12 protein-coding genes and 1 tRNA gene are annotated in these 13,973 nt (G+C 58.0%); 6 read left to right on the top strand and 7 right to left on the bottom strand.

All coding sequences use genetic code 11. The features are described from left to right. Positions 1–214: 214 nt before the first annotated feature. The 4 genes from AC2FM5_RS16905 to AC2FM5_RS16890 all read right to left on the bottom strand — a co-directional run bounded on the left by AC2FM5_RS16905 (position 215) and on the right by AC2FM5_RS16890 (position 3,505). Complete coding sequence (locus tag AC2FM5_RS16905) at positions 215–529, bottom strand: helix-turn-helix domain-containing protein (RefSeq protein ID WP_496736980.1); 315 nt, start codon at positions 527–529, stop codon at positions 215–217. 37 nt (positions 530–566) lie between these two features. After that, the gene (locus tag AC2FM5_RS16900) at positions 567–1,424 is read right to left on the bottom strand and encodes a DUF302 domain-containing protein (protein ID WP_170443620.1); all 858 of its coding nucleotides are present in this window, start codon (positions 1,422–1,424) and stop codon (positions 567–569) included. Positions 1,425–1,440: 16 nt separating this feature from the next. Further along, entirely contained in the window at positions 1,441–1,815 is a 375-nt protein-coding gene (locus AC2FM5_RS16895) for a DUF4345 domain-containing protein (RefSeq protein ID WP_170382456.1), read from the bottom strand. A gap of 127 nt (positions 1,816–1,942) precedes the next feature. Continuing rightward, complete coding sequence (locus AC2FM5_RS16890) at positions 1,943–3,505, bottom strand: arylsulfatase (protein WP_170382458.1); 1,563 nt, start codon at positions 3,503–3,505, stop codon at positions 1,943–1,945. Positions 3,506–3,818: 313 nt separating this feature from the next. Here AC2FM5_RS16890 and AC2FM5_RS16885 point away from each other — a divergent pair, with 313 nt between their 5' ends. Next, positions 3,819–4,622, top strand: coding sequence for a DUF1194 domain-containing protein (locus AC2FM5_RS16885; protein WP_496736978.1), 804 nt, complete (start codon positions 3,819–3,821; stop codon positions 4,620–4,622). A gap of 208 nt (positions 4,623–4,830) precedes the next feature. Here AC2FM5_RS16885 and AC2FM5_RS16880 read toward each other — a convergent pair. Together AC2FM5_RS16880 and AC2FM5_RS16875 are read right to left on the bottom strand one after the other, a co-directional pair. Then, positions 4,831–4,905, bottom strand: a tRNA-Gln gene (locus AC2FM5_RS16880). Between the two features lie 91 nt (positions 4,906–4,996). After that, complete coding sequence (locus AC2FM5_RS16875) at positions 4,997–5,986, bottom strand: NADPH:quinone reductase (protein ID WP_496736976.1); 990 nt, start codon at positions 5,984–5,986, stop codon at positions 4,997–4,999. Positions 5,987–6,075: 89 nt separating this feature from the next. Here AC2FM5_RS16875 and AC2FM5_RS16870 point away from each other — a divergent pair, with 89 nt between their 5' ends. Continuing rightward, positions 6,076–6,984 carry a haloalkane dehalogenase gene (locus tag AC2FM5_RS16870; protein ID WP_170417419.1) on the top strand — a complete coding sequence of 303 codons (909 nt, stop codon included), beginning with the start codon at positions 6,076–6,078 and terminating at the stop codon, positions 6,982–6,984. 9 nt (positions 6,985–6,993) lie between these two features. Here AC2FM5_RS16870 and AC2FM5_RS16865 read toward each other — a convergent pair whose 3' ends face one another. After that, positions 6,994–7,467: an SH3 domain-containing protein gene (locus AC2FM5_RS16865; RefSeq protein ID WP_260066315.1), complete on the bottom strand. Its 474-nt coding sequence runs from the start codon at positions 7,465–7,467 to the stop codon at positions 6,994–6,996. Between the two features lie 182 nt (positions 7,468–7,649). Between AC2FM5_RS16865 and AC2FM5_RS16860 the strand changes: the two genes are divergently transcribed. The 4 genes from AC2FM5_RS16860 to AC2FM5_RS16845 form a co-directional block, all read left to right on the top strand. Next, complete coding sequence (locus tag AC2FM5_RS16860; RefSeq protein ID WP_260063439.1) at positions 7,650–8,636, top strand: 2-hydroxyacid dehydrogenase; 987 nt, start codon at positions 7,650–7,652, stop codon at positions 8,634–8,636. 138 nt (positions 8,637–8,774) lie between these two features. Beyond that, positions 8,775–10,568: a gamma-glutamyltransferase gene (gene ggt, locus AC2FM5_RS16855; RefSeq protein ID WP_496736973.1), complete on the top strand. Its 1,794-nt coding sequence runs from the start codon at positions 8,775–8,777 to the stop codon at positions 10,566–10,568. Positions 10,569–10,657: 89 nt separating this feature from the next. Further along, positions 10,658–12,055: an FAD-binding oxidoreductase gene (locus AC2FM5_RS16850; protein ID WP_170390686.1), complete on the top strand. Its 1,398-nt coding sequence runs from the start codon at positions 10,658–10,660 to the stop codon at positions 12,053–12,055. 176 nt (positions 12,056–12,231) lie between these two features. Continuing rightward, positions 12,232–13,973: FAD-dependent oxidoreductase (locus AC2FM5_RS16845; RefSeq protein WP_496736971.1), on the top strand; the 1,742-nt coding region annotated here is incomplete at its 3' end.

The raw sequence follows: 13,973 nt of genomic DNA, 5'->3' as shown, positions 1-13,973 counted from the left end.
AGGTTATCACGGGCATTCTGAAGCCAAAACTTCCCATCCATCGGACAGGGGAGCGGAGTGATCAGCCTTGGCGCCTGTCCTTTGGCGGATACATCGAGCCAGGGTGCATACACCTTCCAACCTGGGTCAGAGTTTTCTGACCTTCTGCCTCAAACCCGGTTGGGACAAATCCCGCCGGGTTTGTTGCTATCTTGGGGGGTAGAAACCCAAGTAGCTACAGTGCTTTCATATAGTCTCGGGGGCTTACGCCAGCCCATCGGCGGAAGGCCGTTGAAAACGCCGCATGATCTCCATAGCCAAGGTAGAAAGCGATTTCTGAAATGCTGAGACCATCGGCCAGATAGGTCTTGGCGAGGTCGAACCGAAGATCCTCAACCACCTCGCGAAAGCTGGTGTTTTCTGTACCGAGTTGGCGGGTCACCGTGCGTCGACTCAAACCAAGTTCCACAGCAACCTCGTCAGCTGACAGAACATGACCGGGGAGACGCTCGATGATGAGTTTTTCGATCCGGGCGCGAAGGCTGTCCATCCCATATAGGATTTCTATTGCGGTTTCCTATCAGCGGCTACTCTATTGCGTTTTGAAATGTTGCGGTAAGCCGTTTGTTCAAACCGTGATGAGGTTCGGCTGAAGAACCGTAGTGCAACTCAGCCAAAGCAGCGATGTCATTGAAAATGACTACGGAGCCGCCTTCTTCATTCGCGTAAACCAATAGTTTTTGGCAAAATGCATCCAAACCAATTGCCGGAAAGCCCGCCATAGCCACGCCACCGGGTGCTGGTCCGCCGAACAGTAAAAGTACCGCCTCCGGCAGGTCCACCCCCAGTTGGGACGCTTCGGTCGCAAAATCGATTTCACCGAACCAGACAGTATCGTCCTGCCCCATGACAGCTGTCCTGAGACGTTCGACTGCCTCTGGTACGCTGAGCAGAGTTTGCAGTTCGATGATCCCGTAGTCGGCAAACAATCCGTTGGTCGGCGCTGGTGTCGCATCCAAGTCGTTTAGAACTTCGAGCATCTTGCTCTGAAACGCACTCAATGAAGAAGCGTCCGTGAGCCCATGCCGGACTTTGAGAAATTGAGAGTCTGTGTAGGCGATCTGTGGACTACCATCCTGATCGAAGGAAAGAACGCGAAAAGGAAGGTCCAGACCTGCTCGCACGTTCTCTTTCAGAATGGGCGTGTTTATCTCTGGATCAGAGAAAAGGAGCACACGAGACGCTGGCATTTCTACTCCTTCGACTTTGGCCAGTCGCGCGTGATCTATCGATGCGATTGGCGTAGCTCCCGCTTCTTCAACGGCAGTCTCAAGCACTAAGAAGTTTTCGTCCACCGCACTCTGGGCAGATGACGATTGTGCAAGAACCGATGTCGAAATTGATGAAGTTGCAATCATGGAGAGAACAAAGAAAAACCACAGCATCTTATCACTTCCTGTTTCATCGTGCTTTTTTCAGTGAAACCGCCGCCAGAGCTGCAAAAGCTATCTCGGCCGCAAGATAAAAGAGAAGTATCCCGTTCGGAACTCCATCGATAAGAATGCTTAGTATGCGTCCAACGGCCAGTCCCGACATAAACAAAAAAAGAACCCAAAGCGCCGGTCGTTGTAGATCTGGTTTCACCACGGCCGCTAACCAAAACAAAGCGTTTGCCAGGTAAAGTCCCATAATCGCACGGAAGACATGCGTCTGGTTCGTTCCTTCCACCGAAAATCCCAGCAAAACTGGGATCGAACTGCTTGGCATCAGACCGTATGATAACGCGATTGGCATGAGACCGACGGCAGCAAGCAGAAGGACCAATCTAGCACTCATGGAGGACTCCTTCTCGTAGAGGTTTCGCTTTTTTGCGAAATTCCTAGTCGGTTTTTTGGGGCATCCGAAGTTCCGAACCGGATGCCCACGCTGCGGTGAGAAAGGCGAATTGCAAGCCTCGCTTCTTCTACTGAGAGATGCCGCCTTCGGTTGATGTCTGTTCTTCAACATGGTCTTGATTGGCTACCGGCTTCCCCCGCGGAGGGAACTCCTCGAAGGTAGCGAGATGCGCCTGCACTAGTCGGGCGGCTGGACCGAATGCCCACATTTTCTCGCCCATCCAGCGGACGTACATCCCGCTTTCCTCCGCAGCTTTCTCGTAAGGATCGCGGCGAAGGTTGAAAAGCAGCGGGGCGACCAACTCTTCCTTCGGGCCTGACCAGCCGTGGTTTTGAACGACAAAGTGCGCTTTCCAATCGTTGTAGCGTACGGCTTGGAGATCCGTACCCTGATAATAAATCAGCTCGCGGCGATTGCTCTCTGCATCCTCACCCGTCAGGTAAGATAGTTGATTGTAGCCATCGAGGTGTACTTTGTACCCTTCATAACCCTCTAAGAGTTTTTCTCTTAGGTCTGTGGGGCCTCCCGCCGCGGCTACAAGTGTTGGCATCCAATCCATGCCGCTGAAGATACCGTTCAAAACCTGTCCTTCAGGGATTTTGCCAGGCCAGCGAATAATCGCAGGAACCCTAAAGCCACCTTCCCAGGTAGTACCCTTTTCCCCATGAAACGGTGTCGTACCTCCATCGGGCCACGTCAGTGTTTCCGGGCCATTGTCGGCGGTGAACATCACTATGGTATTATCGGCAACTCCCAGATCCTCAAGGTGGCTGAGAACGTTACCAACGTTGTTGTCCAACTCCTTCATGACAACATCCTGAAGTCCGCGCCCATTGCCCAACATATCTTCGTATTCGGGGCTGAGGTGAGTCCAGACGTGTGCACGGGCTGGAGCCATCCAGACAAAAAACGGAGTGTCCGACTCTACTGCACGAGAAATGAAGTCCTTCGTGTAAGATGTCACTTCGTCATCCAAAGTCTTTTGGCGCTCAGGAGGCGCAGGCCCGTCATCAATAATGCGCTGCTTCCCGACTTTTCCAAATCGCGGGTCGACTGTTTCGTCTACTTCCTCTGTTGCAAATGAATGAATGATGTTGCGAGGCGCAAATTGCGCGTTGAATTCTGGGTCGTCTGGCCAATCCGGATCAGACGTATATTCCATAGCATTCAGGTGGTAGAGCCAACCCCAATACTCGTCGAAACCTTTTGTAGTCGGTAGGAACTCATTGAGGTCGCCTAGGTGGTTTTTTCCAAACTGCCCCGTCGTATACCCCAACTTTTTCAGGAACATCGGAAGCGTTGGGTCATCTGGGTTTAAACCTATCGGATCACCCGGCAGTCCAACCGTGTGCATACCAGTCCGTATTGGCAATTGTCCGGTCATGAAAGCTGATCGACCGGCAGTACAACTTGGCTCGGCATAATAATCTGTGAGACGAGCACCCTCTGACGAGAGACGATCCAAGTTCGGCGTCTCGATGCTTTTGACACCTCCATGGTAAACGCCGACGCTCGCCCAACCTACGTCATCTGCCATGATGACAAGAATGTTGGGCGGGGTATGTTCGTCGGCCCAAGCTCCAGTGAAAGCAAAGCAGACGGCACCCGTTACTGAGATAAGCTTGTTCATTAAGACCTCCCGGCTTGGTACTTCTTTCCAACCATAGAAAAAACATCGGCTTAGAGGAACGGTCTGATTTGTTAGCTTTTTGGGCTCAGCACCTTGGTGCAAGAAATTTCTTCGGCCGCAAAGTCCGCATCTCAGAGGGTGCAAAGCTCATAGTGAAGGTCCGCTTCGGGCTGATACCAGTAACTCCGCTGAAGTGACATTCGTATCCTCAACGATTGAACCAAGCCGTCGTGTTGTAGAGCTATTTGTCCACAAAAACTTGATCAACCATTTGAAGCTTGACTTAACAGCGCATCGCGCCATCCGATAACTGATGCTACGTAACTTGTTCCTGACAATTGTCGCAATTGCCTCTCTCTTGGCAACTCCTGTCGCGTCTGAGAAAATTGAAGTCGATCTGGAACTGGCCCTTCTTGTCGATGTTTCAAGGTCGATGACTGAGCGAGAACTCGAGATTCAGCGGCAGGGTTACGCCGCAGCCTTGATGTCGGATGAAGTCTTCGCCGCTGTTCAGTCGGGCCCTTTGCAACGGGTGGCTTTGACATACGTCGAGTGGGCGGGAACACAAGACGTTATTGTTGACTGGATGCTGTTAGAAACGCGCGCTGATCTGAATGAGTTTGCGGGTGTTCTGACCACGCGTTTCGATCCCGCCTTGCGCCGCACTTCAATCTCTGAGGCCCTGATCTTCGGTGCAAGGATGATCGAAGGGAACAAATTCGAAGGTCTGCGTAAAGTTATCGACGTATCTGGCGACGGGCCTAACAATCAGGGTCGCCCGGTTTTGCAAGCCCGTGAGGCAGTATTGTCGAAGTCGATCACCATAAATGGGTTACCGCTGATGACCCGTGAAGGTATGGGGAGTCAGTGGCACCTCGACGATCTTGATGTCTACTATCAGAACTGTGTGACGGGCGGACCTGGTTCATTCGTAATCCCGGTGCTTGACTGGCAAGGCTTTAAAGAGGCCGTACGACGAAAATTGGTTCTGGAAATTGGGTCAGCGCCAGCAATAGGAGAGGCTATGAAGGCGCAATACATCGCACCCTCAGACTATGACTGCCTGATTGGCGAGAAGATCTGGGAACGGAACCAACAAATCTGGAGCGAACCCTAGACGCGGCCTTTGCATCAACCACCCGAGGTTCGATACAAAAAGTCAGCAGCAATTTTCTGAGGAAAACTAGCGTTCTGTGCTTTCAATAGAAATGCACAGATGGTGGCAAATCTTCAACACAGTGTGAGTAGACAAACTTATTGACATCGATTTGCACGAGCCGAGTGAAATTTGCACGCTTATGGGTAATTCGCATTCAGAGATTTAGTGGCTGGGGTGGTAGGATTCGAACCTACGATACACGGTACCAAAAACCGCTGCCTTACCACTTGGCTACACCCCAACGGTGAGCGGCTATCTACGATTGTTGGTGACGGTGTTCAAGTGCTTTCCCGCAAAAAATCGAGACCCGCGAAAATTTTTTTGCGGGCGATCTACTTGGTCTCCAACAGCACCGCTCCGGTTCGGTTTCCGGCCTCGACCGCGCGGTGTGCGTCGGCGCAGTCTTCCATCGAATAGACCTTTTGGATCGGGCAGTTCAGCGCGCCGTCGGTCAGCGCTTTGTGAAGGTTCGCGACCGCCTCGTCGCGCAGATCGGTCGGCAGCAGATACACCAGAACCATTTCCAACGTCACCGATTTGAACATGAGCGGATAAAACGGAAGCGTCGGCGTCATATTCTGCGCCGAGCCATACGCATTGATTCTGCCGCTTTCGGCGATAACTGCAACGTTGGTTTCGACGTTTTGGCCAAACTCCACATCGACGATGCGATCGACCGGAAGCCCTTGATTGGCGTCCAGGATCTGTGTGGGCAAATCGGGCGCCGTGTAATCCAGTACCGCATCGGCTCCGGCCTTTGTCACACGTTCGAAGTTGCGTGGACCGGCTGTTGCCATCACCTTTGCTCCGCCCCATTTGGCCAACTGGACGGCAAGGAATCCGACCGTTCCTGCACCGCCGTGAACAAGCAGGGTTTTACCCGATACCGGGCCTCCGGAAAACACGGTGTGGCTGGCGGTCAGGCCGGGAATGCCGAGGACGGCACCGGTTTGCAGCGCGACCGTGTCGGGCATGTGAACAGCCTGTTCCGAGGGCAGGGTGATTTGGGTTGCGGCCGTCCCGAACGCACGACCCCACTGGCCGTTCCAGATCCAGACCCTTTGACCCACCCGCGAGTCCGGAACCCCAGGCCCGACAGCCGAGATGACACCTGATCCGTCGCTGTGCGGCACAATCACCGGGAAAGGCGGTTTGGTGATCCCGGGCCGTGCCCCCGCACGTGCCTTCACGTCCGAAGGGTTCACTCCGGAATAGGCCAGCGCAACGGTCACTTCGCCCGGGCCCGGGGGTGTATCCGGTAGTTCTTGAATGGACAGAACATCGGCGGCGGGCCCAAATGTCTGGTAGGTGACGGCTTTCATGGCGGCTCCGGTTTGTCGCGTCGTGACGTTCACCCTATCGTCGCGGGCCAGGAATGCTAGCCTGTCAAAAAACCATGGGAGATCAGAGTATGAAGGCATTGCGCACACCGGACGAACGGTTCCAAAATCTGCCCGACTATGATTTCGCACCCAACTACCTTGAGGTGGATGATACTGAAGGCGGCGCGTTGCGGGTCCACTATCTGGACGAGGGGCCGCGCGCGGCAGCTCCAGTACTGATGATGCACGGCGAGCCCAGTTGGTCTTATCTGTACCGTCACATGATCCCGCCAGTCGCTGCCGCGGGTCACCGGGTCATCGCTCCGGACCTTGTGGGTTTCGGCAGATCCGACAAACCCGTCGACCGCAACGACTATACCTATGCACGGCATGTCTTCTGGATGGGTGAGGTTCTGCGTCAACTCGATCTGCGGGACATCACCCTGGTCTGTCAGGACTGGGGCGGATTGATCGGGTTGCGCCTGTGGGCCGAGATGCCAGACAGGTTCGCCCGGGTCGTTGTTGCCAACACGGCCTTGCCAACCGGGGACCAGCCCTTGGGCGAGGCGTTTGCCGCCTGGCGACAGTTCAGCCAGGAGGTGCCGGATTTCCGCGCCGGGCGCATCGTCTACGGCGGAACGGTTTCAAAGCTGACCGAGGCCGAGGTCGCCGCCTATGACGCGCCGTTCCCTGACGATCGTTACAAGGCCGGGGCGCGACAGTTTCCGATGTTGGTGCCTGACCGCCCCGACGATCCCGAGTCTGAACCGAACCGACAGGCTTGGAACGTTATCCGCGGTCTGCAAACTCCTGTCCTGACGGCTTTTGGCGCTGAGGACAGGGTCATGGCCGGGGTGAACGGGGTTTTTCAGAAACTTTGCCCTGGTGCGGCGGGACAGAACCATGTTGTGCTGCCGAAAGCCGGTCACTTCCTTCAGGAGGACGTGCCCCAGGAACTTGCGGAAACGGTTCTTGCCTTCATCCGTGAGACGGCCTGAGCAGGGGTCTCATTCCCGGATTTCGTCGGGCTCCACGCCCCAAAGATTGCTTTTGAGGGTCCAGCCGCGATAGCCACCGGCCGAAATGCGGCACCAATCCACCGTGCAGGTACCCAAGCGGGCCACGACGCCTGTTTCGAAATGAGCGTTGACCGGGGATTTGGGATCGGGGCTGGCGTAGACCGGCAGCATGTCCGATTCAATCAGAACCGTGCGGACACCTGACAACAAAGCGTAGTGGACCCATCCGCCGGCCCCGTCGCGATCCTGAACCTTGCGCCAGTTGCCATATTCGGCCGTCACCTGAAGTGGCATGCCGCGTCGCTTGAACACCCAGTCAACACGATGAGTCAGCGAAGGACCGCGGCGTACGTTCGCCTCGGCCGCCTTCATCGACACGTAGCGCGGCAAAGGCAGGTTCGTCACCTGCCCGCGTTTTTCCTGCGCGTGCGCGATTGCGCCTGTCAGGAACAGAAGCGTGATTAGAAATGCCAGAACTGGGCGTTTCGCCCTCAAGAAAGCACTCACTGCCTGCCCGCTGATTTGCCTGTCTGCCGTGTTTCAAAAAAGGTTGGAGCGATGCCCATGGGGTTCTTGTGCCCCGACTGATCCTGCGCCACGATGCCATGACGCGCATCGGAATGCAAAGCGGTAGGAGGGCTGAAGTGCCAAGAGAACGTCTGAGTGTTGTTGTAACGCGACGGTTGCCCGAAGTGGTCGAGACACGTCTGAGCGAGTTGTTCGACGTCCGTTTGCGGGACACCGACACACCGATGACGCGCGACGAGTTGGTCGAGGCGGTCAAACAGGCCGATGTGCTGGTTCCGACGATCACGGACACGATCGACGCGGGTGTTTTGGGCCAAGCCGGAGAGCGGCTGAGGCTGATTGCGAATTATGGCGCCGGTGTCGACCATATCGATGTCGCGACGGCCCGTCAGCGCGGCATCCTGGTCTCGAACACGCCGGGTGTTCTGACCGACGATACCGCCGACATGACGATGGCGCTGATCCTTGCCGTAACCCGTCGGATTCCCGAGGGTCTGTCGGTTATGCAAAAGGGGGACTGGACCGGCTGGGCGCCGACGGCATTCCTTGGCGGGCGGATAGGAGGCCGGCGTCTGGGCATTCTGGGTATGGGGCGGATCGGACAGGCCGTCGCGCGCCGCGCCCGGGCCTTCGGAATGCAGGTCCACTACCACAACCGCCGCCGGTTGCGTCCCGAAATAGAACAGGATCTTGAGGCGACCTTTTGGGAAAGCCTCGATCAGATGGTGGCGCGTATGGACGTGATCTCGATCAACTGCCCATCAACGCCGTCGTCATTTCATCTGATGAACGCGCGACGTCTAAAGCTGATGAAGCCGACGGCGGTCATCGTGAACACGTCGCGGGGCGAGGTGTTGGACGAAAACGCGTTGACGCGGATGATCCGGGCGGGCGAGATCGCCGGTGCCGGGCTGGACGTCTACGAGCACGGAACCGACGTGAATCCCCGACTTCGGCAGCTGCCGAATGTCGTGCTGCTGCCGCATATGGGGTCGGCGACGCTCGAGGGTCGCATCGAGATGGGCGAAAAGGTCATCATCAATATCAAGACGTTTGAAGACGGGCACCGGCCGCCTGATCAGGTCGTTCCCGCGATGCTGTAAGAACACGCCAAGGCATACGGGCTCCTGCTGTTTGCAAGGCAGAGCTTTGCCGTCTTTGGCGGTCGTCCCCGCACATGGTTGCGGGGCAGTACGGTGCCGTGCACTGTCAGAATCAGTATTTGGATAAGGAGGTTTATTATGTGCTCCAATTGGTTCCCTACTGTTGTGGCCTGCGCGCTGACCCTGGCGAGCCCAGTGTTTGCCCAGCAAACCGCCGATGAGGTCGCGCCCGAGGGTGCATCCGACGGTCAGGTTCAGGCCTTGACCGACGAGGTGATCGCCGCGCTGAAGGCCAAGGCCGACGGTGTGCCCGTCAAAGCTAAAACCTGGATGGTTGCGGCGGCCAACCCGCTTGCCGTCGAGGCGGGTGCCAAGATTCTGGCTGCCGGTGGAACGGCAGCGGATGCAATGGTCGCCGTTCAGGTTGTCTTGGGCCTGGTCGAACCGCAGTCCTCGGGTTTGGGCGGGGGTGCCTTTCTGGTCTGGTACGACGCGGCCAGCGGACGCCTGACCACCTTGGATGGGCGAGAAACCGCGCCGAGAGAGGCAAGCCCGACCCTGTTTCAAGACGAAAACGGCGAGCCGCTCAAATTCTTCGACGCGGTTGTTGGCGGGCTTTCGGTCGGGACACCCGGCACGCCTGCATTGTTGGAGGAAGCCCATCGGCGCTGGGGGCGTAGCCCCTGGCCCGGTCTGTTCGAGGATGGTATCCGATTGGCCGACGAGGGGTTTGTCGTTTCACCCCGGCTGGCGGGCTTGATTCAGGCCGACGCTGAACGTCTGGCACGCTTCCCGGACACGGCCAACTACTTCCTGCCGGGCGGCGAGCCGCTGGCCCAGGGTCAGCGCCTCACCAACCCAGACTATGCCGAAACCCTGCGCGTTCTGGCGTCCGAAGGGGCTGCAAGCTTTTACGGAGGAGAGATCGCGGCTGACATCGTGCGGACTGTCCGAAACGCTCCGGGTAACCCGGGGGTTCTGTCCGGAGTTGATCTGGCGTTGTATCAGGTGATTGAGCGCGAGCCGATCTGTGCCACCTATCGCAGCTATGAGGTCTGCGGGATGGGTCCGCCGTCCTCGGGCGCGCTGACGGTTGGGCAGATCCTTGGCATTCTCGACAATTACGATTTGGCGGGGATGGGTCCCGAAAGCGCCGAAGCGTGGCGGCTGATCGGCGATGCCTCGCGCCTGGCCTTCGCGGATCGCGGTCGCTACATGGCCGACAGTGATTTCATTCCGATGCCGACGCAGGGCCTGATCGATCCGGCCTATCTGGCCGAGCGTGCCGCGTTGCTGAATGACGCTGGGGCATTGACCGAGGTTGCGCCGGGAAATCCTGAGTTTGACCACGCGCTGAACTGGGCCGACGATGCTTCGATCGAACTGCCGTCGACGTCCCATATTTCGATCGTGGACGCCTATGGAAACGTGCTTTCGATGACCACGACAATCGAGAACGGTTTTGGTTCGCGTCTGATGACCAACGGCTTTCTGCTGAACAACGAACTGACCGACTTTTCCTTCCGGACCCACAGGGACGGGGTTCCGATTGCCAACCGGATCGAACCGGGCAAACGCCCCCGTTCCTCAATGAGCCCGACGATTGTCATGCAAGACGGGTCTCCGATTCTGGCGATCGGGTCTCCGGGTGGCAGCCGGATCATCGGTTATGTCGCAAAGTCTATCATTGCCTGGGCGGACTGGGGTATGGACGTCCAGCAGGCGGTCGCCCTTCCTCATCTGGTGAACCGTTTCGGGACCTATGATGTCGAGGTCGGCACAAGCGCCGAAGGCTTTGCGGACATGTTGGGCGAGCTGGGCTTTGAAGTGAACGCGCGGGATCTGACCTCGGGCCTTCATGCCATCGAAATCCGCGACGGTCTGCACGGCGGAGCCGATCCCCGTCGAGAAGGGATCGCACTGGGCGAGTGATCACGTCGGAGCGTATGGGTATTGCTCCTGTGGCGTGGGCCTTCTAGTCATTGTCTGGGCCTGCGCCACTGCGCCAAGGGAGGGTTGCCATGGTTGAAGCGACAGCATTGTTCCGCAATGCGGCGGGGATCGACACCGCCATCAGCATTCTGAAACAGCGGTTCGGGGACCGGTTGCAGACCGGCGCTTCGGTCCGCGAGCAGCACGGGCACACCACGACCTGGATTGAAAACCAAAGCCCGGACGCGGTGGTCTTTCCCAATTCGACCGAAGAGGTCTCGGACATCGTCAAGACCTGTGCGGCGCACAAGGTTCCCGTGATCCCTTTCGGCACCGGAACGTCGCTGGAAGGCCACGTGAACGCGCCGGCCGGCGGCGTTTGCATCGATCTTGGCCAGATGAACCGGGTCTTGGCCGTGAACGAAGGTGATCTGGATTGCGTCGTGCAGCCCGGGGTCACCCGCGAGGATTTGAATACCCATCTGCGCGACAAGGGGCTGTTCTTTCCGATTGATCCCGGAGCCAATGCCTCATTGGGCGGGATGGCGGCGACCCGAGCGTCGGGTACCAATGCGGTTCGCTATGGAACGATGAAGGACAATGTCCTGAGCCTCGAGGCGGTTATGCCCGATGGCAAAATTATCCGTACCGGTCACCGGGCCAAAAAATCTTCGGCCGGCTACGATCTCACCCGCTTGCTTGTCGGTGCCGAGGGCACGCTGGGCATCATTACCGAACTGACTCTGAAACTGCACGGCATCCCCGAGGCGATTACCTCGGCCCGGTGTTCTTTCCCGACGGTGGATGCGGCCTGTCAGGCCGTGATGACGACCATTCAATTCGGCGTTCCGGTTGCCCGGATCGAACTGCTGGACGCGATGTCGGTCAAGGCGGCCAACGCGTATTCCGGGCTGAAGCTGCCGGAAACGCCGTTGCTTCTGCTCGAGTTTCATGGCTCGGAGGCCGGCGCAGCGGAGCAGGCCGAAACCTTTGGCGAAATCGCCGAGGATTTTGGCGGCACCGGCTTTGTCGCTACGGCCAGCACGGAAGAAAGGTCCAAGCTCTGGCAGGCGCGGCACGACATGTATTGGGCGTCCCTCCAGCTTCGGCCCGGAGCGCGTGGAATCTCGACGGATGTCTGCGTCCCGATCTCGCGCTTGGCCGAATGCGTCACCATGGCTCAGGACAAGGCAGCCGAGTTGGATCTGCTGGCCCCGGTCGTCGGTCATGTCGGGGACGGAAACTTCCACACGCTGGTGCTGATAGACATGGACGATGCCGACGAAGTGGCGCGGGCCAGTCAGTTTGTCGGATGGCTCAATGATCTGGCGATCTCGATGGACGGGACCTGCACGGGTGAGCATGGAATCGGGCAGGGCAAGAAACCGTATCTGGTCCGGGAACTTGGGGATGCGACCCGGTACATGGCGGCGATCAAGGCCGCGCTGGATCCTGACAACATCATGAACCCCGGCAAGATCGTCTGACCAGGCCGGGAAAGCGCACGCAACCATCGGCTGTTGGTGCGTGCCTGTTCGCGGATTCGCGTCCCAACTTGTACGGCAGGTCGGTTTTGCACTGTTTTGCGTCGGATGGACTTGGCGCTGATTGGTCTCGTTCGGCATAAACCTTGCCAAACAGACTCAATCCGGAGAGCGGGCGTATGAAAACCCAAGTCAAAGCACTGGTCGTCGGCGGCGGCGCCGTTGGGACCTCGATAGCCTATCACCTGGCCAAGGCGGGCTGGGATGATGTCATGCTGATCGAGAGGGACGAGTTGACCTCCGGTTCGACCTGGCACGCCGCGGGTTTGCTTCCGCTGTTCAACATGTCCTATGCGACGACCCATATCCACAAATACTCGGTGGATTTCTACAAGACGCTGGAAGAGGAAACCGGCCTGAACGCCGGGTTTGCGGTGGTCGGAAACCTGCGCATGGCGCAGACGCAGGACCGCATGGATGAGTTCATGCTCTATGCCTCGACTGCCGAGACCTGCGACGTCAAATATGAATGGTTGACGCCCGAGCAGATCAAGGATCGCTGGCCGCTGATCGAAACCTCGGATCTGAAAGGCGCGCTCTACCATACCGAGGACGGTTACATCAATCCGGCCGACGTGACCCAGGCGATGGCCAAGGGTGCCCGTCAGCGCGGTGTCGAGATCGTGCGCAAGATGCAGGCCGATGCCTTCCATTGGAACGGAACCCATTGGGAAGTCACCTGCACCAAGATGGTCGAAAAGGGTGGCAACCTTGTCCCGAGTGACGAGCAGGTGGTCATCACCGCCGAGCACGTGGTGACCGCTTCGGGAAACCATGCCCAGCGTACCGCCAAGCTGCTTGGCATCAAGATGCCCGCGATCCCGGTCGAGCATACCTTCATTGTCATGGACAAGGATCCGGAACTGGTGAAATGGCGTGAAGCCGGCAATCCGGAACACCCGGTCGTGCGCGACGCCGACAACGAATCCTACGCACGCGAAGAGCGCGGCGGCTGGATCCTCGGCATCTACGAGCACGGTGCCCCGGCACGTTTCGAATACGGTGTGCCCGACAGTTTCCGCGCTGATCTATTCCCTCTGGATCTCGACCGGATCGCCGATCAGTACATGGCTATGGCCGAGCGTGTCCCGTCCTGTGCCGAGTCCGGCCTGAAGGACGATTTCAACGGTCCCATCTGCTATACGCCTGATGGCAACCCGCTGGTCGGCCCGGCGCCGGGCCTGCGCAATATGTGGCTGGCCGAAGGGTTCAGCTTTGGCATCACCGCCGCCGGCGGCACCGGCTATTATCTGGCGCAGATGATGGTCGATGGCGAAGCCGAGATCGACATGGCCTCGCTGGACCCCAAACGCTATTCGTCCAACTGGATGACCACCGAATTCGCCGCGCGCAAGAATGAAGAGTGCTACGAGCACGTTTACATTCTGCACCACCCGGACGAAGAGCGCGAGGCCTGCCGTCCGTTGCGCACCGTTCCGGCTTATGATCGTCAGAAAGCCCGTGGCGCGCAGTTTGGGTGGGTTAACGGTTGGGAACGCCCCAACTATTTTGGCCCGGTCGATGCCTCCGACAACTTCGACAAGGAAAGCCGCAGTTTCCGCCGTGGTGGATGGTGGCAGTATGCCGTCGAAGAAGCCAATGCGATCCGCAACGGTGTCGGCCTGATCGACGCGTCAGCCTTCACCAAGCATGTCGTCAAGGGCCCCGGCGCCACGCAGTTCCTCGACTGGTTCACCTGCAACAAGCTGCCCAAGGTCGGCCGCATCAACCTGACCTATGCGCTGACAGACCACGGCACCACCCGCACCGAATACACCATCGTGCGGCTGAAAGAGAACGAGTACTACCTCGTCTCGGCCGGTGCCTGGACCGAGTATGACGCCGACTTCCTGCGCAAGGC

The sequence above is a fragment of the Ruegeria sp. BHSA162 genome (genome assembly GCF_059613385.1).
Note: the sequence above shows the minus strand (reverse complement) of the source record. Positions and strands in the feature narration are given on the sequence as shown.

What these genes read in the sequence shown, in the direction of transcription:
- AC2FM5_RS16905 (WP_496736980.1), bottom strand. Translation starts at nt 529, where the DNA reads ATGGACAGCCTTCGCGCCCGGATCGAAAAACTCATCATCGAGCGTCTC.
- AC2FM5_RS16900 (WP_170443620.1), bottom strand. Translation starts at nt 1,424, where the DNA reads ATGCTGTGGTTTTTCTTTGTTCTCTCCATGATTGCAACTTCATCAATT.
- AC2FM5_RS16895 (WP_170382456.1), bottom strand. Translation starts at nt 1,815, where the DNA reads ATGAGTGCTAGATTGGTCCTTCTGCTTGCTGCCGTCGGTCTCATGCCA.
- AC2FM5_RS16890 (WP_170382458.1), bottom strand. Translation starts at nt 3,505, where the DNA reads ATGAACAAGCTTATCTCAGTAACGGGTGCCGTCTGCTTTGCTTTCACT.
- AC2FM5_RS16885 (WP_496736978.1), top strand. Translation starts at nt 3,819, where the DNA reads ATGCTACGTAACTTGTTCCTGACAATTGTCGCAATTGCCTCTCTCTTG.
- AC2FM5_RS16875 (WP_496736976.1), bottom strand. Translation starts at nt 5,986, where the DNA reads ATGAAAGCCGTCACCTACCAGACATTTGGGCCCGCCGCCGATGTTCTG.
- AC2FM5_RS16870 (WP_170417419.1), top strand. Translation starts at nt 6,076, where the DNA reads ATGAAGGCATTGCGCACACCGGACGAACGGTTCCAAAATCTGCCCGAC.
- ggt (WP_496736973.1), top strand. Translation starts at nt 8,775, where the DNA reads ATGTGCTCCAATTGGTTCCCTACTGTTGTGGCCTGCGCGCTGACCCTG.
- AC2FM5_RS16850 (WP_170390686.1), top strand. Translation starts at nt 10,658, where the DNA reads ATGGTTGAAGCGACAGCATTGTTCCGCAATGCGGCGGGGATCGACACC.